The sequence below is a fragment of the Nitrosophilus kaiyonis genome (genome assembly GCF_027943725.1).
Lineage (GTDB): Bacteria > Campylobacterota > Campylobacteria > Campylobacterales > Nitratiruptoraceae > Nitrosophilus_A > Nitrosophilus_A kaiyonis.
On sequence record NZ_AP025696.1, the window covers coordinates 1,451,778 to 1,473,524 of the forward strand.

A 21,747-nucleotide genomic window follows, 5' to 3' on the forward strand; every position below is an offset into this window, starting at 1 on the left:
CTCTACCAAAATTTATGTGTTTCTACTATTTTACCTTTTTTTATCTTTAAAATCACCATTTTTATAGGTTTTTTATCTTTTTCCAAAAATAGTTTATAAATTATATCCTTTTCATCTGTTTCATTAAATATATAAGTATTATCGGAAAAAATATATTTTTTTTCAACAAATAAAGTAAAAATTTTGGAAATAATATGATCAGTTTTTGGGAAAATAAGACCAGAAATATCAATATTATCAATCAAAGCATGATATAATAGTTTTTTTTGAGCTAAAATTGTTGAAAAATATGCTGCATTTGCTCTTGCTTCTTTACTATTTTTTAATATTACAATTGGAACTGCTAATCTATCAATATAATCAGATTTTAAACATGATAATGCATACATAGTAACTAATTTTTCATCTTTTTTAATTTTTTCAAAAATCAAAATTCCTTTTGTGCATACTTTTTTATAATTTTCATCTTTATAATATTTTATAAGATCATTAATAGTTATATTTTTGGAAAATAAAGATGTTAAAAAAATAGCAATTATAAATAGGTATCTCATCTAAATTCTCCATTTGAAATTTGAATAAGAAGTTTTTTAGCTTCATAAGAGTTATGATTTTTAAGATAGGCTCTTAATGCATTGATTGCGTCATTTTTCTTACCAAGTTTTACAGATGCTTTAGCAAATAAAATCCAACTTTGGTAATTAGAACTGTCTAACTCATTTGCTTTTATTGCCCAGTAAAGTGATTTTTTATAATCTTTATCTTTATAAAATGTTTTAGATAGAAAAATTGCAAGTTTTGGGTCAGGATTTTTTTCAAATTTTTTTATAATTGAATCTATGATATCTTCATTACTCTTAGTTTTAATAACAATTTTTGATTTAGGCTGTGGAGTATTTATTTTTTTTATTTGTTGAGAGTTTTTAGTGACTTCTTTTTTTATATTTTTATCTATTTTTTTTCTTTTTTCTTCTTTCTTTTTTTCTTCCTTAGATTTAATGTTAGATAAAAATGCAATAGAAGGCTTTAAAAAAACCTCTTTTTTCTCTTTTGAAATTTCTTTTGAAGTTAATTTTTTAGAAACATTTGATTCTTTCTGTGATTGCAATTTTGATACATTTCTTTCAGAAATATGGTTAGTATTTATATTTTTATGCTTGTTAATAACAATTTTTTCAGTATTATTAAAATAATATATTTTAAGCAAAACATAAGTAGATAAAACAATAATGACAAAAAAAGAGATATTTTTTATAAATTTTTTAAATCTATATTTAATCCATCTTTTTTCAAGTTTTTCAATTTCATGCATTAATATATCCTAATTTTATAGCAGCCATTTCTAGAAATTTTTTTGTAATTTTTGAATAATTTATTTTGCTTGGCCGATTTTTTTCATAAAATTCATAAATTTCAAATAGATTAAACATAAATTTATTAGTTTCTCTATAATTCCCTTTTGTAAATTTGTATATAAAATTTGTATTTTTTTTATTGATTTGGCTTGCAAGATTAAAAAGATTTTTCATTAAAAGTTTTTTTTGAATATAAATTTCCAATTCATTAGGAGAGGGCGGAGTAAGTTCTATACTTTCCCATATTCTTGTTTTAAAATGTCCTTTAGCAATTAGGTCTTCTTCTTCTGTTTTGTGAAGAGTTATAACAAATTTTATTTTTCTAGTATCTGAAAGAATTCTTATTTTTTCCATCTGCGCTTTAGAGTATAATTGAGCTTCGTCTAATAAAATAATAGTTGAATTAAATTCAAGTTTTTCATTTATAAGATCTACAAATTTATTAAAATCAATTTCCTCTTCGGTACCAAATATTTTTCTTTGTAAAGCTTTTTCAAAATTTTTTTCATCTAATATTGGACTTAAAAATATATGAATATTTGGATCATTCTTAGATAAATCCATATATAATCTATTTAAAATTATACTTTTTCCAATACCAGGCTCTCCATAAAGAAGAACCATTTTAAGAGGCTTTTTTACAATCTCTTTTAGTTTTTCAAGATAATAAATTGACTTATCAAGATTTATAAAATTTTTTGCATCTTCGGTATCAACAAAACACTCTTTGGCAATAGAATATATTGACTCACTATTTTTCATACTATTTTATTCTATTATAACCTAAATCTTTTAAACTAATTGATCTTTTTTTAGTATTGATAATTTTTGGTTTTATTACAAAAACAAGTTCAATACTTTGATCAATTTTCTTTTCACTTTTAAATGCATATCCTAATATTGGGATATCTTTTAAAATAGGAACACCATTTATGCTTAAATTTTTTGTATTTGTGATAAGTCCACCAAGTATTATTGTTGAACCATCTTTTACTTTTACCACAGATGATATTTTTTTCTCTTTTGTATCTGGGGCAATTTCTCTAAATCTTTGACCTTGAGCAAGTTGTAATTGTGATGGATCTTTTAATTCTGAAACCGATGGATTTATTCTTAAAATAATTTCATCATCTTCTGTGATTTCAGGTGTTATATTTAACAAAATTCCAACAAATATAGAAGAAGGAGTATAACTTTGTGTTCCTAGATTTCCTGATTCACTTATAGTTATTTCAGTTGGAACATTATAATTGATAGTTTCACCAACAGTAATAAGTGCTGGCTGATTATTTAATGTGAGGATTTTAGGATTTGATAAAATAGTAACATCTCCAGTTTTTTTTAAAAAATCTATAAGTCCAGATAGATTAAATGCAAAATCAAAGACTGTACTTGCTGTACCATCTGAATTTAAGTTTAAAAAGCTTTTTCCACTTCCTGTATTATGATAAGAAAGCATTGGAACTGCATTTGGTGTAAAAATATTATTATTATCTATTCTTCCATTCAAAGCAATAGAGAATTGACTCCAATCAATACCCTTCGTATGAGAGCTATCAAAAGAAACAGCCAGAATTGATACATCGATCATTACTTCATTATGAAGTCTTGATTCTATTTTATTTAAATATTTTTCTACTCTTTTTATTTGCGGTAAGGTAGCTGTAACCGTAATTAGACCAGCTTCAGGGTTAACAACAGGTTTAGGTGCTTTATATGGATCTCCTGGTCTATTTATAATCTGAAAAATCTCTTCTTCAGTATTTTTCCAAAAATCAAATTCATCTTTTGACTCTATTTTATTTACATCTCTTGTTTTTGTTCCACCACCTCCACCAGCAGTTTCACTACCTACATCTACAGAAGCATCAGTTGTTGCCTCACCAGTTCTTTTTGTTGTTACATAATCAACATGAAATGTTTTTGTAATAAGATAGGAGATTTTTAAAATATTATCTTTTAGTTCATAAGAAAGATTGTTTTCAGTTAGAATTATATTTAATACATCATCTAAAGTTGCATCTTTTAAATTAATTTTACTAAGTCTTGTATTTAATATTTTTTTTGCTTCTTTATCTTTTATTAGCACAGTAAAACCACATTCATCACTTATTTGGTTTATAAATTCATTAATTTTAGTCCCAGGAGCAGAAGAGATATTGAAAACTTGCATATCACAGTTAGCAAATGAAATTCCTGAGGCTACAGTAGCTGCAGCTATTATTGAAATTAACTTTTTTTTGAAATTATACATATTAATTGCCTCCATCTTATTTTCCACTTATTTTAATTTTTCTTGATTTTCTAGGAATAAAAAGAGTTAAAACTTTATTCCCTTTTCTCAATTTTACACAATTATCACATATTTTATAAAGCCTATAAATACCTACTTTTGATCCTATTTTGTACCAGCGTCTATTTATTTTTGCTTTATCATTTAAAATAGCATAAAGTCTATAATAATGTTTATATTTTCTTTTGAGTTTTTTTATTCTTTCTACTTTATACTTTTTTTCATAATAGAAAGGATCTTTTAATTTTTTTATATTTTTGGAATCAATTCCCACTCTTTTTACTTTTATTTTTGCAATTAAAGAATCAATTTTTTTAAGCTCTTCATTAGCATATAAAGAGGAAAATCCAAAAAATATGATTAAAATAGATATTAATAATTTATTCCCCATACAGACACCTTTAAATTTGTTTCAATATCAGCTTTACTGGTTAAATCCATACCATAAATATCAACTACCAATTCACTTTGTTCTATAGAATTGATAAAACCAATTAAATTTTTAAATTCTCCATCACACCCTATTTCTATTTCAAGTACATGTCCAAAATTTTTACTATTTTTTACAAATTCATTACTAATAAAATTTATATTTATATTATGTTTTTTTGCTTTTGCTGCAATAGAATCTAAAAATTTTGCCCAATTTTTCTCGTTATATAAAAGGTTTGATAGAGTATGTATTTGAAAATCAAGATATTCATTATTATGTTTTATATTTGTAAACTCTTTTTTTAGTTTTTTAATATCTTTTTGTAAAGATTTTATAATAAATTCTTTATCCCCATTTACTGTAATAGAAGCTATATAATTTTTATCTTCATTAATTTTCCTCTGAATTTCTCGCTTTTGATTTTCACTTCTTTTTACTATTTTTTCTGTATATGGAAATAGATATTGATATGACAAAACAAATAGAATAAGAAATATGGAAAAATATATAATTTTTTGTTCACTCGGTTTTTTTGTAGATAAATAATTGTCTATTTTTTCCATTAATGATAATCTTCTCATTTTATAACTACCTTTATAGTACTTTTATAAATTTTTTCTTTCTCATCTTTTTCGATTTTATTTGTTTCTATATGATATCTATCGCCTTTTTTATGAGAAATATATTTAATAAAATTTGTTATTCTTTTTTCATCTTTTGAAACTACATCCCATTCCATATTGTTTTCATCTGTTCTTACAGACTTTGTATTTACTTTAAATTTAATAATATCTTGTGAAAGCTCTGCAATAATTTTACCTTTCATTGGATAGTTTACTTTTTTATTATATATAGAATCTAAAATATTCATTCTTGTTTTATAAATCTTTTGTTCATTTGATATTTTTGCTAAGATATTTTTTTTATCTTTTTTAAGAGAGTTTATTGTTGTCTCTAATCTTACTCTTTCAGGATGAAGCTTGTTATATTCCTGTTTTAATACATAAGTATCATATTGAAGTTTATAATTGTATGCAAAATTATATAATGGATAAGCAAATGCCAATAGCATACTTGCTGCAGTTACTGCAAATAGTTGGCCACTTGGTCTTTGTAAAAGAGGAGGAGGCCTTTTAAAAAGTGTAAAATTAGGTACTTCCTCTTCATTTTCCAAAGTGATAATTGCAGCGGTATGCAATAAATAATGCAGATCTTCTATAAAAGTTTCTTCAGTTTGAAAACCATAATCAAAAGAAAAATCTAAAGACAAAAGACCAAGATAGGTTTGGGCATATTCATCTATTCCTGATATATGCCCAAACTCACTGCTAATAAAGATTTTATCTATTTTATCAATATCATTGGCTCTTTTTGCATAAATTAAAACATCATTTAGGTGCATAAAAACTTCACTAAAAAGTTTCATTAAATGTTGTTGATACTCAAAATTAGATGTCCTTAATCCTTCTGTAGCAAGAAGATTTATAAAATCCTCTTCATCAATCCTTTCTCCTAAAAGTTCGCTAAATCTTTCTGCCATGTCATTAAAAGAGTATTTTAAAGATTTAGAATAAAGATATCTACCTTCTTTATATAGTGCTAAAAAAGCGTCATCTCTTTGAAAATATATAAATACATGGCTACCTTCATTATCTACTAAATCTTTTTGATAAAGATATTTAAAAAGTAAAGGAGCAGGGTAGATGATATCAATATATTTTATTTTTTCAGCTATTTTTTCAAAATCCTCCATAATAACAGTAGGATCTGCAACAAATACATGGAATTTTCTATCTTTATCTGAAGGTAAAGTAGGAATTTCTAAATATTCAATTTTATACTCTATGGTTTGATCAAGTCCTAAGTCTTCATAAGCTTTAATTTCTATAGCATCTTTTAAATCTTCTTCTGGAATATTTTTACTTATGGAAACTTGTGAAACTATAAAGTTTTTAGTAGATAAAAAAGAGACATAAAAATTACTTTTACTAAATTTTAGAGAAGGAAGCTTTTTTATCTTAGAGTTTCTACTTTCATAAAAAGTATTTGAATAAGGATTGATTGAGACAATACTTTTAAATGATCTCTTTTTCATATATATTCCTAATATTAAAATTGAGAAGTTATTTTAAATTTTATTTTTATATTTCTATTCTAACTCAATTTAACTTAAATTTTTTTTGAATTGTGCCAATTTAAGGCAAAATTTTTAAAAATAGTGAAAAAATTAATTTATTGAACTTATTATCGGCAAAATTTTAAATATTTTAATTTTAGAATTGATAGCCAAGATCTTCTAAAGCCTTTTTATCTTTTGTCCATCCTTTTTTTACTACAACAAAAAGTTCAAGATATATTTTTTTCCCACTAAATTCTTCCATTTTTTTTCTTGCGCTTTTTCCTATCCTTTTTATAGTTGCACCTTTTTTACCTATTATTATTCCCTTTTGAGAAGGCTTTTCTACTATAATCATTGCATTTACAATATCTAAATCTGACCGCTCTTCTATTTTTTCTATAATTACATCGCTTTCATAAGGAATCTCTTCGCTTAAATTTTCAAATATTGCTTCCCTTATTAGCTCCTTATAGATATCTCTTATATTTTCTGTAGTTAAGAGTTCTGGATCATAAAAATATGGATGGTTTGGAAGATATTTAACTATTGTGTCTAAAAGATCATCTTTTCCTATATTTTTATTAACTGAAACAGGAATTAACTCTAAGAATTTATCCTGATATTTTTTAAATTCTTCAATTTTTTCAAGAATTTTTGAATTATCAACTTTATCTATTTTTGTTAATACAACAATATGTGGAGTATTTTTTTTATTTAATTCAAGAAATTTTTCGTAATATGAAAGGGGATCAGTTACAGGAGATAAGAATAAAATAAGATCGCAATCTCCAATGGCTTTTAATGCTTCTTCAAGCATAAATTTATTTAAGAGTCTTTCTTTTTCATGAATTCCAGGAGTATCTACAAATATAATTTGAGCATTTTTATGCATAACAATTGCATTTAATCTTTTTCTTGTCGCTTGGGCTTTATGGCTAACAAGAGCTATTTTTTCACCCAAAAGCCAATTTAATAGAGAGCTTTTACCAGCATTTGGCCTTCCAATAATAGCCACAAACCCAGCTTTTGTATCCATTTTTTTCCTTATATTGATATTGGACATTAGTGTTAAGTATTAAGAGCTAAGTTTTAAGTTTTTAATAATCATCAAACTCTAAGTCCTCTTACTCATTTAACTATTAAATCATAACTCCAATAACTAATAACCAATATACTAATTACCATTTAAAGTATATACCTTGCAGTATCTTCATTTTTAATAATATTGTCAAGTTTTTTATGAACATACTCTTCAGTTATAGTTATTGTTTCACCTTTATGCTCATCTGCTTCAAAGCTTATATCTTCAAGAAGATTTTCAATAACTGTATGAAGTCTTCTTGCTCCAATATCTTCCATCTTTTGATTTGCTTGATGAGCAATTTTTGCTATTGCTCTTAGAGCGCTATCTTCAAAAACTAGTTCAACTCCCTCTACACTTAAAAGAGCCTCATACTGTTTAATTAAAGAGTTTTTTGTTAAGGTTAAAATTTTATATAGTGCTTCTTCATCTAAAGAGTCAAGTTCTACTCTTAGAGGAAATCTACCTTGCAGTTCCGGTATTAAATCACTTGGTTTGCTAAGATGAAAAGCTCCAGCTGCTATAAATAAAATATGATCAGTTTTGACAGTTCCCCATTTTGTTGAAACACTACTTCCCTCAACTATTGGCAAAAGATCTCTTTGAACTCCCTCTTTGCTTGGATCTTGTCTGCCTTGAGAGCTTGAGCTAACTGCAATTTTATCTATTTCATCAATAAATATAATTCCCTCATTTTCAGCTTTTTTCAAAGCTTCTAATTTTATCTGCTCCATATCAAGAAGTTTTTCACTTGCTTCAGTTTTTAAAATTTCTTTTGCTTCTTTTACAGTAACTTCTTTTTTTATTGCCTCTTTGCTAAGTCCTATTGTAAATATTTTAGCAATTGATTCTTGAGCCTTTGCAATTTCTGGAGGCAGATTTGTATCTTCTAAATTGAAAGCTGTTTTTGGGATCTCAATTTCAATTTTCAAATCATCAAGTTCGCCATTTAATAGCTTTTCTTTCATTTTTTCATAACTTTTTTCATACTCTTCTTTTTTTGATTCACTTGCCATTTTTGGAAGTGGTGGAAGTAATTTTTCAAGTATTTTTTTATTTATATAATCCTCAATCAACTCTTTATTTTTCTCTTTATGCTTTTCTTTAACAAGAATCAAAGAGGCAGCTACTAAATCTCTAACCATAGATTCAACATCTCTACCAACAAAACCAACTTCGGTATATTTACTTGCTTCAACTTTTACAAAAGGCAAATCAAAAGATTTAGCAAGTCTTCTTGCAATTTCAGTTTTACCAACTCCAGTTGAGCCAATCATTAATATATTTTTTGGCATTATTTCATCTTGAATTTCAGGTGGTAGTTGCATTCTTCTATATCTATTTCTAAGTGCAATTGCTATAGTTTTTTTAGCCTCTTTTTGTCCTATTACATATTCATCTAAATATTTTACTATCTGTTTTGGTGTTAGATTCATCAATCCTCCAAAGTTAAAATTTTTATATTTTTGTTTGTATATATACACAAATCTCCAGCAATTTTCAAGCTCTCTTCTACTAAACTTTTTGGATCAAGATTTGAATGTTTATCTAAAGCTCTTGCAGCAGATAGGGCAAAATTTCCTCCACTTCCAATTGCTGCAATTTTTCCATCTTCAGGCTCTACAACATCTCCAGTTCCACTTAAAATAAAAATATGTTTTGTATTTAATACAATCATCATTGCTTCTAATCTTCTTAAATATCTATCTTTTCTCCACTCTTTTGAAAATTCAACAACACTTTTTAATAAATCTCCTTTTTTATTTTCTAAAATTCCTTCAAACATATCAAAAAGATTAAAAGCATCAGCAGTACTTCCTGCAAATCCTGCTAAAACTTTATCATTATACAGTGTTCTTATTTTTGTAGCATTATTTTTTAATACAGTATTTCCAAATGTTACTTGTCCATCGCCGCCTATTACAGCAAGTTTATCAGTTTTATATCCAAGTATAGTTGTTGCTTCAAACATTATTCTCCCTCTACAATTAAATCAAGTTTAGCATGAATACCATGGCCTAATTTTATATCTACTTCATATTCGCCAGTCTGCTTTATTGGAGGATGGATTTCTATATGTTTTTTATCTATATCAATATTGAAATCTTTTTTTAAATGCTCACTTATCTCTTTATTTGTAATTGCACCAAATAAAGCTCCATTAGCTCCGACTTTATGTTTTATTGTTAGTTTTAATTTTTCTATTTTTTCTTTTAATCTGTTTAATCTTTCTATTTCAGCTGCTTCTTGTTCTGCTTTTTTCTTTTGATTTGCTTGCCACTGTTTAATAACTGCATCAGTAGCAAGTTTTGCCAAACCTTTAGCAATTAAAAAATTTTTTCCATAACCATCTTTTACCTCTTTTATATCCCCAGCTTTTCCAAGACCTTTTACATCTTTTATAAGTAATACTTTCATTGATTCTCCCTTTTATTTTTTAGTTAGATAGTTAGATAGTAAAAAAGTTAGAAAGCATTTTCTTAATCAATTTTTTCTCTCTCACTTTCTAACTTTCTTACTCACCTAAATTATCCTCTCTCAATCTCACCTGGATAGCTTACAATACCATAGGTAAGATTACCAACATGTTTAAAACCTAAATCTTTTAAAACCCTTTGACAATATGCACTTCTGCTTCCAACATGGCAATAAAGAATAATAGGTTTATCTTTTTGATCATTTAGTTGTTCTAAAGATTGATAAAAAGATGTAGTTGGAACAAGATAGTCAGTTCCTTTTATTCTTGCGGCACGATATTCCATCCATTCTCTAACATCAACTAGATTAAAATCTATCATTCCAAGCTCTCTAGCTTCAATTAAAGCTTCAAGCTCATCACCATCAAGTTGCTCTTTTTGTAAAAGTAATTCACACTCTTCTTTATTTAGTCCTCGTGAGTGGGTATGGACAATCTCTTCAATGATTTCTTCTTTTTTATGTTTTTGTGCATATTCTGGAGTACAAAAAATTCCACAATGACACAATCCATCTTGAGGTATCTCTTTTTCAATCGCTGGTTTACAAGGGCATATTCTATCCTCTTCTTTATTTCCTGTTACAAAAAAGCATGGGCAATATCTTTTTCCATAAATTAATTTATTTCTTGTTAAACCAAATTGGATAGATTGGTTTATTTCAGGATCGGGGTTATATTCCCAGCCAAACTGTTTTATTACTTTATCTGTAAATTTAATCGTTTTTTTGAGTTCTTCTTGAAACTCTTTTGATTCTGGGTCAATTTTTTTAATATTATCTTCCATAACTTCTCCTAAAGTTTGTTAAAATAATAGCATATCCAATATAAAGGTTAAATATGGGAAGATTTTTAAAAAAGATATTTAGATATTTATGGCTTGGAACATTATCAATTTTACCACTTATTATAGTTTTGCAAATCTTTTTTTGGCTGCAAAAAATTCTTATTAACTATTTTCATAAAGCTTTTGCTATTTCAGAAGGCAATTATATTTTAATAATTTCTATATTCCTTTCAATATTTATATTTTTAATAATTGTTGGTTATTCGATAGAAAAATATGGAAAATCTATCTTTATTTCTTTTATAGATAGGATAATGCAAAATATTCCTCTATTGAAAACTATTTATAATTTTGTAAAAGATTTTTTAAAAATGGTCTTTGTAACAAAAGAATCAGAAGTTTTTAGAGATGTTGTGTTAGTTCCTTTTCCAAATTCTGACCTAAAATCAGTTGGTTTTGTTACTAATAAAATTGATGAAGAAAATTATATTGTTTTTGTACCAACTTGCCCAAACCCAACATCAGGTTTTACATTTATAGTTAAAAAAGATGATATAAAATTTTTAAATATAGGTATTGATGAAGCTATGAAAATGATTGTGTCAGTTGGAGCAGTAGCAGAAGATAATCTTAAAAAAGATTTAAGTGGATAAGTGGAATAGGGGAGTAAGGTTGTTATTGATAATTGGCTATTGGTGTATTGATATATTAGATGTTTAACTTTTTACTAATAACCAATAACCAATATACCAATAACTATTTTTTCCTCACATGTCCTTCTATTATAAATCTTAATGCATTAAGTTTTATAAAGCCTTGAGCATCTTTTTGGTTATATACTGTATCTTCTTCAAAAGTACTAAATTCTGGAGCAAAAAGTGAATTTGGAGATTTTCTTCCAACAACGAAAACATTTCCTTTATGAAGTTTAAGTCTTACAGTCCCATTTACATTTGTTTGAGTTTTATCTATAGCTGCTTGTAGCATCTCTCTTTCAGGCGAAAACCAAAATCCATTATAAATTAGCTCAGCATATTTTGGCATCAATTTATCTTTCATATGAGCCTCTTCACGATCAAGTGTAATAGATTCCATTGCTCTATGAGCTTTTAGTAAAATTGTTCCACCTGGTGTTTCATAACAGCCTCTACTTTTCATTCCAACAAATCTATTTTCAACAATGTCTATTCTTCCAATTCCATGTCTATTTCCATATTCGTTTAGTTTTGCAAGTAGTGATGCAGGAGATAATGCTTCACTGTTTATTGCAACTGGATCTCCTTTTTCAAACTCTATCTCTATATATTCTGGCTCATTAGGTGCCTCTTGGATTGAATTTGTCCATCTCCACATATCCTCTTCTGGTTCATTCCAAGGATCTTCTAAAATTCCACCTTCATAAGAGATATGAAGTAGATTTGCATCCATAGAGTAAGGACTCTTTTTACCATGTTTTTCAATAGGAATGTTATGTTCTTGTGCAAATTTTAAAAGCTTTTCTCGTGAATTTAGATCCCATTCTCTCCATGGAGCTATTATTTTGATATCTGGATTTAGTGCTAAATATCCTATTTCAAATCTAACCTGGTCATTTCCTTTTCCAGTAGCTCCATGTGCAACAGCATCGGCTCCAACTTTTTTTGCAATTTCAATCTGTCTTTTAGCTATAAGAGGTCTAGCAATACTTGTTCCAAGAAGATATTCTCCTTCATAAATTGTATTTGCTCTAAACATAGGAAATACATAATCTTTTACAAACTCCTCTTTTAAATCTTCAATAAAAATATTTTCAGGTTTTATTCCAAGTTTTAATGCTTTTTCTCTTGCTGGTTCTACCTCTTCTCCTTGTCCAATATCAGCAGTAAATGTTACAACTTCGCAGTTATAAGTATCTTGAAGCCATTTTAGTATAATAGAAGTATCAAGTCCTCCACTATATGCTAAAACAACTTTTTTCACCTCTTTTTTACTCATTTTATCCCTTTTTTGAAAAATTTTTTGAATTTTATCCAAAAATTGTTTATGATAAAATAATGTTTAGAGATTCCCTATATAAAGTGAAATAAAGGAAAATAGATTGAAACAAAATTTAGAGACAAGAATAATTGCTGGAAAATATAAAGGCAAAAAAATTAAACTTCCATCATTAAATGTTACAAGAAGTTCAAAAAATATTTTAAAAGAGTCTCTTTTTAATACACTTCAATATGATATTATAGATAGAAACTTTGTAGAAGTATTTGCAGGAAGCGGAAGTGTAGGTCTTGAAGCACTAAGCAGAGGTGCATCTCATGTCTATTTTATTGAAATTGATAGAGATTCTTTTGATATTTTAACTAAAAACGCAAAATCATTAGATTTTAAAAAATGTACACTGATTTTTGGAGATGCATTTGAAAAAATATTTGATGTAATAGAAGATTTAAAAAGAAAAAAAGAGAAAGCTTATTTTTATTTTGATCCTCCATTTTCAATAAGAGAGGGTAAAGAGGATATTTATGATAGAGTTTTTGAGACAATTAAAAAGATTCCAAAAGAAGTGGTTCATATGATAATAATTGAACATATGACAAAAATGGATATGCCTGAAAGTATTGGTAAATATAAGCTTATCAAAAGAAAAAAATTTGGGAAAAGTTCACTTAGTTATTATGAATAAAAAAATCCCTTATATAAGTATAACAATCCTTTTTTTTGTTGTAATTTTATCTTTTTTTGGAGATCTATTTTATAAGGTTTCACCATATGAGCTTAATAAATATGCAATACTACTTCCTCCTTCATTAGAACATCCTTTTGGAACTGATAGATTAGGAAGAGATCTTTTAGCTAGAGTTATTGAGGGTGGTAAAATCTCTTTAATTATTGGTGTTGGTAGTGCAATAATTGCATCCTTTATTGGACTTATTTTAGGAGTTAGTGCTGGATTTTTTAAAGAAAAATTTGATAAAGGTTTTGTTATCTTAGTTGATCTATTTTTAACTTTTCCCACATTTTTCCTACTTTTAGCATTGGTCAGCTATATTGAAGCTTCAGCTTATGTTTTAATTATTGTTATATCGATAACTGGTTGGATGACTACTGCAAGGATGATTAGAAGTGAGAGTTTTGCTATTGCAAATAAACCATTTATTAAAATATTGAGAGTTGCAAAAGTTCCTTCATATAAAATAATATTAAAATATTTTACACCTTTGATTGCACCAATATTTTTTATAAGTTTTACATTTGGAGTAGGGGGAGCAATATTGAGCGAATCAGGCCTTAGTTTTTTAGGCCTTGGTGTTTTGCCACCTCAAATGAGCTGGGGTTCAATCTTAAGTGAAGGGAAAGAGGTTATAGATATTGCTTGGTGGGTTAGCTTTTTCCCTGGTCTTATGATATTTTTAGTCACTTTTTCACTTATAAATATTTCCGATTTTTTACAAACAATTACAAATAAAAAAGAGAGAGTTTTATGATAAAAAATATCGCCATAACAGGTGGGGTACATGGAAATGAGTTAACTGGAGCATATTTGATAAAAAAGTTTCAAAAAAGACCAATAAAAACAAAAAATATTAATATTGATTACATTTTAGCCAACCCTAAAGCTTTTAAAGAGTGCAAAAGATATATCGATTATGATTTAAATAGATCATTTTCAATTAATGCTTTAAAAGAAGATTCTCATTTTTATGAGTTTGAAAGAGCTAAAGTAATAAAAGAGAGATTAAAAAATTGCGATTTTTTACTTGATCTTCATTCTACAACTTCAAATATGAAAATGAGTGTTGTTTTATCAAAAGATGATGAAATTTCAAATTTAATTGCAAAAGAGATAAAAAATCTTCATGAAGATGTATATATTTTAAGGTGGTTTTCAAATAGTGAAGGGGATTTTATAAATTCTATTGTTCCTCATAGCATTACTTTGGAAGTAGGGCCAATATGTCAAGGTGTTCTTGATGCAGATATTTTTTTCAAAACAGAAAAAATAGTGAAATCAGTAATAGAAATGTTGGATAATAACAGTTTTAAAAAAGAGTTGAATAAAACTGAAGTATATGATATTGTTGATATTGTTGATTTTCCAAGAGAAAATGGTGAAATTTCAGCTATGATTCATCCAAGCCTTATAGGAAAAGATTATTCTTTATTAAAAAAAGGCGATCCTATTTTTGTTGATTTTAATGGAAAAGAGATTTTTTATGAAAATGAGCCAATGTATGCAGTATTTATTAATGAAGCCGCATATTATGAGAAAAAAATGGCTTTTTGTCTATGTGAAAAGAGGTATATTTGATATTGGACATTAGTCATTAGTAATTTGGAATTTGAAATTGAGAATTAGCTAATTCATACCTTTTGTTTAAATTGGTTTAAATTTTAAAGGAGAATGGCATAACATTTTCTTATACAAATATAGCCATATTGATAAATATGAAGAAATATGAGTTTATTTGAATGAAAATAACTAAACAAGAAATTATTGTAGCAGTTGAAAAAGCACAAACAAGGTATTAATAAATATCTTGAAATAATGGATTTAATTCTTTATGTTGATGTTAGTGCGATCAAAACTTTCAAACAAAGTTTAATCACTTTTATCGCATTCGAAGAAACAAAAAAGGCGTAAAACCTATTATTCATATTTTGAAGCAAATCGTAAATAATAATATATTATTTGAAGATGTAATCGATTATCTATTTAAGACTTTAGATCGTTACGAACCTTCATTTTCAAGCAAGTCAGTGGTAACTATCAATCCAAATGAATCAATTTGGGATCAATTTGTTCTTAAAAATACTGGGCAACAAGCTTCAAAGTATACTGATGAAAATAGAGTTAAAAAAGCAAAAAAGATTTTTCAAAATCTAAGAGATTGGTATACAAATTATCTAAAAACTTGAGGAAGGAAAACTAATTATTGAGACATTTAATCAAATGGTAAACAAAAGTGATCAAATATCAAATATTAAGAAAGTTGATTTTGTTTTATGGCAATTAAGAAACTAACAATATAAATTTAATAATTATAATTAAAATTAAATACATCTATTTAGTTTAGGCAGTTTTCTATAAGTATAAAAATAAGCTGCTAAAAGTTCTGATTCCATTAAAAATGGCAATATCCCTTTTCCATTTTCATAAGTTACGTACCATTCGAAATACAATGAATCATAATCATTTTCACTAATAACTTTTTGAAAAAACTCTTTTCTAGACATTTTCCTTTGCTTCATTGTTAATCTTTTTTTAATGCCTTGTTTTCTAAATCCATTAGAACAAAGAGTTCCAGATTTTCCAATATAAATAACTTCTTTTTGACCATTTTTTACACTATATATTACATATACACCATATTTATTTGGAACATTTTCTTTTTTTACTATTTCGTTGATATTTTCATTTTTATTTAAAATCAAATTTCCTTGCTCAAATGATTTTTCTTTCACTTTTTGAACAACTTCTTGAAAATCCATATTTTAATCCTTTGCCATTTTTTAGCAATTTGATTATTTTTGAAGCATACATTAAAGCAGTTTTATCTTTATATTTATGTCCATTAATATACAAACCTTTTTATTAAATGCTTTTCAATATCTAAATGGCCTTTCTCACTAAAGTATATAAAAATCTGTTTTATTTTTCTCAAAATTGGAAGAATAATTAATATCTATTCACAGGTAAATAAAGTATTTTGCAATATATAATTGGCTATATTTGTAAGCTATTAATACAAATCTTTATCCAAAATATAAATTGCTAATCATCTATATCTTTTTTCGCTTTCAAAAGCCAACTTTCTGCTTCTTTATAAGCCCATTTTTTAAAATCTTCAAGTGACATGTTAGGATCAGCTGACTTAATAGTAAAATGTTTATTCCTTGTAAAAGCCCCTAAAAAGACAGTATCAAACATTAATCCAATTTCGAGGTTCAATGATAATGTAGGTATTTTTTCTCCGTGTTTGAAGAAAAAAAGGCGATAGGGATATAAAAAAGTGCCTATTGGCTGATTATTTTCAATAAGCACTGTGTCATAATCTTTAAATATTCCTTTTTCAACCAGTGTTCCTGTTCTAAAACTATCAGTCCAGAATGGATCTGCAAAACGCATCCTAATTCCTAATTTAATAAATATATACTTATATTTTCATACTCTATTTATTTAAACCAGAAAAAAATAAATTATGTAATATTCAGAATTTTATTATATATTTTTTTTTATGTTATACATAAAATTTCATATAAGATTAAGAGGTTTGCCTATTCCCTACAATATTGCTATTTGTAATATCTTAATAAAAATTAAAAAAGTATATTCTCATTTCCTTTACCAATTTTTATATTTTTTACTCATCTTACTCAACTATCACTTTTTACTATCACTTATGACTTTTCACCTAACTAAACATTTTTAACGCTTTTTCAAGGTCCATAGGAGTATCGATTCCAAAACTTTTTGTTTTTACTTCTACCATAGCAACTTTAAAGCCATGAGATAAAGCTCTTAATTGTTCAAGTTTTTCAGTCTCTTCCAAGATTGAAGGTGAGAGTTTGCAAAATTTTTCAAGATTTTTTCTTGTATATCCATATATTCCAAGATGACCTTTAAAATGAAAATATTCATCTCTTGGAAAAGGTATCAAACTTCTTGAAAAATATATTGCAATGTCTGAATTATCTGTTACAACTTTTACTAAATTTTCATCATTTGCCTCTTCTTTTGTAACTATTTTATATGCACTATTCATTAATATATCTTCACTATGTCTATTTTTTTTGGTAAGTTCATATACTTTTTCTACAACCTCTTTTTCAATAAATGGCTCATCTGCTTGTACATTTATAATTATCTCTTCTTTATCAATTCCTAAAATAGCTGCTGCTTCATTTATCCTATCAGTTCCACTTTTATGATTTTTATTTGTCAAAACTGCTTCAAAACCATAATTTTTTACAATATATGCTACTTTTTTAGAATCTGTCGCAATAACAATCTCATCAATATCTTTTACACTTTGAGCAGTTTTGATAACCATTGGAATACCATCAATTTTTTCTAATATTTTTTCAGGAAATCTTGTTGAAGCAAGTCTAGCAGGAATAATAATCATTTTCTTCCTTCTTCTAAGTTTGGTACAATTATAACCAAAATAAGGTTATTTTTTATTTTAAAGGTAAAAAATGATAATTTATCAACCAATTGATGGTTATTGTTATAATAGTGATACAATTTTTTTGTATGATTTTTTGACAAATTTCAATATTAAAGGGAATGTTTTAGATATAGGTTCTGGATCAGGAATACTTGGACTTTTAGTTGCAAAAGATAAAAAAATCAATTTAAGTGCAGTTGAAATTCAAGAATTTATGGCAAATTATACAAAAATTAATGCAAAAGCTAATAAAATAGAGATTGATTTAAAAGTTGGAAATTTTTTAGATTTAGAGTTTGATAAGAAATTTGATTTTTTAATATCAAATCCACCTTTTTATCATGAAAATGTATTAAGAAGTAAGAAAAAAGAGCTTGATATAAGTAGATTTTCAAAAAATCTTCCATTTGAAGAAATATTAAAAAAAGCAAATAGGATCTTAAAGCCAAGAGGCTCTTTTATTTTTTGTTATGATGCAAAACAGATTCAAAAAATTGTATATTTTTTGACAAATTATAAATATAATATTGAAGCTATAAAATTTGTTCATCCAAAAAAAGAGAAAGAGGCAAATTTAGTAATGATTTATGCAAAAAAAGGTTCAAAAACTTTAACAAAAATTTTTCCACCATTGATAGTTTTTGAAGATTCAAAATATACTAAAGAGGCTTTAGAAGCCTTTAAAAAAGCAGGAGTTCATAGTATAAAATGTGCAATATAATTAAAAAAGAGGGGTTTGATTTTTCATTTGATCAAAATGCATGTTATAGTTGTGATGGAAATTGCTGTACAGGAGAGAGTGGGTATATATGGCTAAATAGTGATGAAATCGAAAGTATTGCAAAATTTTTAAAAATAAAAAGTGAAGATTTTATAAGAAATTACCTAAAAAAAGTTAGATACAGATATACAATAAAAGAAGTTGTAATAGAGGGTAAATATAACTGTTTATTTTTTGATCCAAAAACAAAAAGATGCGAAATATATCCAGTTAGACCAAAACAGTGTAGAACTTTTCCTTTTTGGGAAAAGTACAGAAATCCTAAAAATATTGAAGAGGTAAAAAGAGAATGTCCAGGTATAATTACAAAATAGTTCTTCTGTTTTTATTATTTATTTCTGTTTTATTTACAGGATGCTCTATAAAAAAGTTAGAACCTAAATCAAAACAGTGCTGCCCAAAACTTTTTGAAGATGAAGATAGATATATAATGACAGCTCTGTATTTTAAACAGATTGGTGCTTATAAACAATCAGCTGAGCTTTTTAGAATTCTTTATAAAAAAACTAAAAGATTAGAGTATAAAATTGAAGAGATTAAAAATTATATAACTTTAAAAGATTATCAAAAAGCAAAAAAAGAAGTTTTAAAAATGCTTAAAAAATATCCAGATAATGTTAAACTTCTAAGACTTGCTTCAGTTATATATTTTCATTTAAAAGATATAAAAAATGCTCAAGATTATATTTTAAAAGCTATAAAGATTGCAAAAAAGGTAGAAGATTATGAATTTTTAGCATCTCTTTATTTAATGCAAAAAAAGTATGAATTAGCACTTAAATATTTTCAAGCAGCGTATGCTATAAAACCTGATGATAAAATTGTAGATCAAATGGCTACTATTATGTTTTTATATCTTGATAAGAAAAATGATGCCATAGCATATTTAGAAACTCACAGCAGAATGTATGGATGTTCAAAAACTGTGTGTCATAAGCTTGCAAGTTTTTATAGTGTAGTAAATGATATTGATGGACTTTTGTCAGTTTATAAAAGATTATATGACAAATATAAAGAAGATATTTACGCAAATAAGATAGTCGAAATATATATATTTAACAAAAATTATAGTGAAGCTATAAAGTTTTTAGAAAAAAATAGAACAAATGATGAACTTTTATTTGAACTATATAAATATAAAAAGATGTATGATAAGGCATCAAAAATAGCTTATTCATTGTATATAAAAAGTGGTGATTTAAATTACTTAGCTCAAAATGCAATGTTTGAATATGAATCAGCTAAAGAAAAAACACCAGAACTTTTAAAAGATGTTGCAAATAAACTTGAAAAAGTAGTTGCTAAAATAAAAGATAGTCTTTATCTAAACTATCTTGGTTATTTATATATTGATCATGATATTAATATAAAAAGAGGTATAAAACTTGTAAAAGAGGCATTAAAACAAAATCCTGAATCACCTTATTATATTGATTCATTAGCTTGGGGCTATTATAAACTAAAAAAATGCAAAGAAGCTTTTGAATTGATGAAAAAAGTGGTAAAGAAGCTTGGTTTAAAAGATGAAGAGGTAAAATTGCATTTTGAAAAAATAAAAGAGTGCGCAAAAGGAGAGAAGTGATATTAGATAAAATAATTAAAAAAACTAAAGAGGATTTAGAAAAGAGAAAAAAAGAGTTTCCACTTGAATGGCTTGGAAGAAGTTTGGCATATAATCCTTTTGTTCCAAGACCAGTTGAGCCAGCCCTAAGGTCAACAGAAGATAATCCATATAGAATAATTGCTGAGATAAAAAAAGCAAGTCCAAGTAAAGGAATAATAAGAGAGGATTTTGATCCTATAGCAATAGCAAAAGAGTATGAAAAGGGTGGGGCAGATGCAATTTCAGTATTAACTGAGCCCCATTTTTTTAAAGGAGATATTGAATATCTCACTCAAGTTAGAAGATATGTCCCAATGCCTCTACTTAGAAAAGATTTTATAATTGATAAATATCAACTTGTAGAAGCATTGGTTTATGGTGCTGATTTTGTTTTGTTGATTGCAAAAGCATTAAGTAGAAAAGAGTTAAAAGAGCTTTTGGAATATACCTGGCATTTAGGAATGGAGGCTTTGGTTGAGATACATGATAAAAAAGATTTAGTAAAAGCTATATTTGCTGGAGCAAATATTATTGGCATAAATCATAGAAATTTAGAAACCTTTGAAATAGATTTAAGTTTAAGTGAAAAACTAGTTCCTTTAATTCCTAACAGTAAAATAATTGTAGCTGAGAGTGGAATAAATTCTCATGAACAGATAGTAGAGCTTCATAAAATTGGTGTTGATGCATTTTTGATAGGTGAATATTTTATGAGACAAAATGATATAGCCAAAGCAGTCAAAGAGATAAAAGGGGTAGAATAAACTACCCTAAAATCTTTTTAACCATTTGGTTTATTCTTTTTCCATCAGCAATGCCAGCCAATTTTTTTGTAGCCACTCCCATTATTTTTCCCATATCTTTTAATGAAGTTGCACCAACTTCTTCTATTATTTTTTTTATCTCAGTTTCTAACTCTTCATCGCTTAGCTGTTTTGGCAAATAGCTTTTGAGAATCTCTGCTTCTTTCATCTCTTTTTCATAAAGATCTTCTCTACCTGCCTCTTTGTATTGATTTGCAGACTCTTCTCTTTGTTTTATACTTTTTTGAATTATTTTAATAATATCTGCATCATTTAACTCTTTTCTTGTATCAACTTCAACCTGTTTTATAGCGCTCATTAAAAATCTAATAGTATCTCTTTTGAAATTATCTTTTTCTCTCATAGCATTTTTAAGATCTTCTTGAAGCCTTTTTTTCAAATCACTCATATTAACTCCTATATTTAAATTATAAAAAATTATAACAAATATAATATTAAAGGAATATCTATTAATTTTTAAAAAAGAATAATTTGATATCATTACGCAAAAAATTTTTGGGGGATATAATGGAATTAGAATATTTTAAAAATTTACTGCTTGATAGAAAAAAACAGATTGAAAAAAATATTTTAGAGACAAGTTCAGAACTTGAAGAACTTAAAAATATTGAAGTTAATGATGATGGTGATTATGCTTCTATTTGTACAGATAATATGATAGATAATGCAATAAATGAAAAGCAGATAAAAGAGCTAAATGAAATAGAAGAAGCATTAAAAAAGATTGAAGATGGAACATATGGTGTATGTGAAATGTGTGGCGAGCCTATAAGAAAACTTAGATTAAAAGTAAAACCATATGCAAAATATTGCATTGTTTGTAGAGAAATAATGGAAAAAGAACCAAAATAAT

Annotated in this window: 27 protein-coding genes; 10 read left to right on the forward strand and 17 right to left on the reverse strand. The window is 26.5% G+C overall.

Annotated elements, in window-relative coordinates:
- Positions 1-2: 2 nt before the first annotated feature.
- The 12 genes from QML81_RS07620 to QML81_RS07675 form a co-directional block, all read right to left on the reverse strand.
- A complete protein-coding gene (locus QML81_RS07620) occupies positions 3-554 on the reverse strand; it encodes a hypothetical protein (RefSeq protein ID WP_281950830.1) in 552 nt (183 codons plus the stop codon).
- Positions 551-1,312, reverse strand: a complete 762-nt coding sequence (locus QML81_RS07625) for a CDC27 family protein (RefSeq protein ID WP_281950831.1) — start codon at positions 1,310-1,312, stop codon at positions 551-553. Before QML81_RS07625 ends, QML81_RS07620 begins: the two co-directional genes overlap by 4 nt.
- On the reverse strand, positions 1,305-2,117 hold the full coding sequence (locus tag QML81_RS07630; RefSeq protein WP_281950832.1) for an ATP-binding protein: 813 nt from the start codon (positions 2,115-2,117) through the stop codon (positions 1,305-1,307). The genes QML81_RS07625 and QML81_RS07630 overlap by 8 nt, the downstream gene beginning before the upstream one ends.
- Position 2,118: 1 nt before the next feature.
- Complete coding sequence (gene mshL / locus QML81_RS07635) at positions 2,119-3,609, reverse strand: pilus (MSHA type) biogenesis protein MshL (protein ID WP_281950833.1); 1,491 nt, start codon at positions 3,607-3,609, stop codon at positions 2,119-2,121.
- Positions 3,610-3,625: 16 nt separating this feature from the next.
- Complete coding sequence (locus QML81_RS07640; protein ID WP_281950834.1) at positions 3,626-4,039, reverse strand: hypothetical protein; 414 nt, start codon at positions 4,037-4,039, stop codon at positions 3,626-3,628.
- Entirely contained in the window at positions 4,021-4,662 is a 642-nt protein-coding gene (gene pilO / locus QML81_RS07645) for a type 4a pilus biogenesis protein PilO (protein WP_281950835.1), read from the reverse strand. The genes QML81_RS07640 and pilO overlap by 19 nt, the downstream gene beginning before the upstream one ends.
- On the reverse strand, positions 4,659-6,176 hold the full coding sequence (locus QML81_RS07650) for a hypothetical protein (RefSeq protein WP_281950836.1): 1,518 nt from the start codon (positions 6,174-6,176) through the stop codon (positions 4,659-4,661). The genes pilO and QML81_RS07650 overlap by 4 nt, the downstream gene beginning before the upstream one ends.
- Before the next feature lie 178 nt (positions 6,177-6,354).
- Positions 6,355-7,236, reverse strand: a complete 882-nt coding sequence (gene era / locus QML81_RS07655) for a GTPase Era (RefSeq protein ID WP_281950837.1) — start codon at positions 7,234-7,236, stop codon at positions 6,355-6,357.
- Positions 7,237-7,385: 149 nt separating this feature from the next.
- A complete protein-coding gene (gene hslU / locus QML81_RS07660; protein ID WP_345741169.1) occupies positions 7,386-8,717 on the reverse strand; it encodes an ATP-dependent protease ATPase subunit HslU in 1,332 nt (443 codons plus the stop codon).
- Complete coding sequence (gene hslV, locus QML81_RS07665) at positions 8,717-9,253, reverse strand: ATP-dependent protease subunit HslV (protein WP_281950839.1); 537 nt, start codon at positions 9,251-9,253, stop codon at positions 8,717-8,719. Before hslV ends, hslU begins: the two co-directional genes overlap by 1 nt.
- On the reverse strand, positions 9,253-9,699 hold the full coding sequence (rplI, locus tag QML81_RS07670) for a 50S ribosomal protein L9 (RefSeq protein ID WP_281950840.1): 447 nt from the start codon (positions 9,697-9,699) through the stop codon (positions 9,253-9,255). The genes hslV and rplI overlap by 1 nt, the downstream gene beginning before the upstream one ends.
- 110 nt (positions 9,700-9,809) lie before the next feature.
- Entirely contained in the window at positions 9,810-10,541 is a 732-nt protein-coding gene (locus tag QML81_RS07675) for a ferredoxin-thioredoxin reductase catalytic domain-containing protein (RefSeq protein WP_281950841.1), read from the reverse strand.
- 53 nt (positions 10,542-10,594) lie between these two features.
- Between QML81_RS07675 and QML81_RS07680 the strand changes: the two genes are divergently transcribed.
- Positions 10,595-11,194: a DUF502 domain-containing protein gene (locus QML81_RS07680; RefSeq protein WP_281950842.1), complete on the forward strand. Its 600-nt coding sequence runs from the start codon at positions 10,595-10,597 to the stop codon at positions 11,192-11,194.
- 103 nt (positions 11,195-11,297) lie between these two features.
- Here the strand turns inward: QML81_RS07680 and QML81_RS07685 are convergent, their stop codons facing one another.
- Entirely contained in the window at positions 11,298-12,515 is a 1,218-nt protein-coding gene (locus QML81_RS07685) for an argininosuccinate synthase (protein WP_281950843.1), read from the reverse strand.
- Positions 12,516-12,618: 103 nt separating this feature from the next.
- On the opposite strand from QML81_RS07685, the gene rsmD reads away from it, so the two are divergent.
- The 4 genes from rsmD (at position 12,619) to QML81_RS07705 (ending at position 15,434) form a co-directional block, all read left to right on the forward strand.
- Positions 12,619-13,200, forward strand: a complete 582-nt coding sequence (rsmD, locus tag QML81_RS07690) for a 16S rRNA (guanine(966)-N(2))-methyltransferase RsmD (RefSeq protein ID WP_281950844.1) — start codon at positions 12,619-12,621, stop codon at positions 13,198-13,200.
- Positions 13,193-14,002, forward strand: a complete 810-nt coding sequence (locus QML81_RS07695) for an ABC transporter permease (protein WP_345741170.1) — start codon at positions 13,193-13,195, stop codon at positions 14,000-14,002. The genes rsmD and QML81_RS07695 overlap by 8 nt, the downstream gene beginning before the upstream one ends.
- Positions 13,999-14,826, forward strand: a complete 828-nt coding sequence (locus QML81_RS07700) for an aspartoacylase (RefSeq protein ID WP_281950846.1) — start codon at positions 13,999-14,001, stop codon at positions 14,824-14,826. The genes QML81_RS07695 and QML81_RS07700 overlap by 4 nt, the downstream gene beginning before the upstream one ends.
- Before the next feature lie 449 nt (positions 14,827-15,275).
- On the forward strand, positions 15,276-15,434 hold the full coding sequence (locus QML81_RS07705) for a hypothetical protein (protein ID WP_281950847.1): 159 nt from the start codon (positions 15,276-15,278) through the stop codon (positions 15,432-15,434).
- Positions 15,435-15,569: 135 nt separating this feature from the next.
- Here QML81_RS07705 and QML81_RS07710 read toward each other — a convergent pair whose 3' ends face one another.
- The 3 genes from QML81_RS07710 to kdsB form a co-directional block, all read right to left on the reverse strand.
- The gene (locus QML81_RS07710) at positions 15,570-16,007 is read right to left on the reverse strand and encodes a hypothetical protein (protein ID WP_281950848.1); all 438 of its coding nucleotides are present in this window, start codon (positions 16,005-16,007) and stop codon (positions 15,570-15,572) included.
- 283 nt (positions 16,008-16,290) lie between these two features.
- Positions 16,291-16,644 carry a hypothetical protein gene (locus QML81_RS07715; protein WP_281950849.1) on the reverse strand — a complete coding sequence of 118 codons (354 nt, stop codon included), beginning with the start codon at positions 16,642-16,644 and terminating at the stop codon, positions 16,291-16,293.
- Between the two features lie 286 nt (positions 16,645-16,930).
- Positions 16,931-17,644: a 3-deoxy-manno-octulosonate cytidylyltransferase gene (gene kdsB / locus QML81_RS07720; RefSeq protein WP_281950850.1), complete on the reverse strand. Its 714-nt coding sequence runs from the start codon at positions 17,642-17,644 to the stop codon at positions 16,931-16,933.
- Between the two features lie 70 nt (positions 17,645-17,714).
- Here kdsB and QML81_RS07725 point away from each other — a divergent pair, with 70 nt between their 5' ends.
- The 4 genes from QML81_RS07725 to trpC are packed head-to-tail and all read left to right on the forward strand — an operon-like array spanning position 17,715 to position 20,834.
- Positions 17,715-18,407 carry a tRNA1(Val) (adenine(37)-N6)-methyltransferase gene (locus QML81_RS07725; RefSeq protein ID WP_281950851.1) on the forward strand — a complete coding sequence of 231 codons (693 nt, stop codon included), beginning with the start codon at positions 17,715-17,717 and terminating at the stop codon, positions 18,405-18,407.
- Entirely contained in the window at positions 18,395-18,781 is a 387-nt protein-coding gene (locus tag QML81_RS07730; RefSeq protein WP_281950852.1) for a YkgJ family cysteine cluster protein, read from the forward strand. Before QML81_RS07725 ends, QML81_RS07730 begins: the two co-directional genes overlap by 13 nt.
- On the forward strand, positions 18,757-20,049 hold the full coding sequence (locus QML81_RS07735; RefSeq protein WP_281950853.1) for a tetratricopeptide repeat protein: 1,293 nt from the start codon (positions 18,757-18,759) through the stop codon (positions 20,047-20,049). Before QML81_RS07730 ends, QML81_RS07735 begins: the two co-directional genes overlap by 25 nt.
- Entirely contained in the window at positions 20,046-20,834 is a 789-nt protein-coding gene (gene trpC, locus QML81_RS07740; RefSeq protein WP_281950854.1) for an indole-3-glycerol phosphate synthase TrpC, read from the forward strand. The genes QML81_RS07735 and trpC overlap by 4 nt, the downstream gene beginning before the upstream one ends.
- 1 nt (position 20,835) lies before the next feature.
- Here trpC and QML81_RS07745 read toward each other — a convergent pair whose 3' ends face one another.
- Positions 20,836-21,282 carry a GatB/YqeY domain-containing protein gene (locus QML81_RS07745; protein ID WP_281950855.1) on the reverse strand — a complete coding sequence of 149 codons (447 nt, stop codon included), beginning with the start codon at positions 21,280-21,282 and terminating at the stop codon, positions 20,836-20,838.
- 119 nt (positions 21,283-21,401) lie between these two features.
- Between QML81_RS07745 and dksA the strand changes: the two genes are divergently transcribed.
- Positions 21,402-21,746: an RNA polymerase-binding protein DksA gene (dksA, locus tag QML81_RS07750; protein WP_281950856.1), complete on the forward strand. Its 345-nt coding sequence runs from the start codon at positions 21,402-21,404 to the stop codon at positions 21,744-21,746.
- Position 21,747 lies beyond the last annotated feature (1 nt).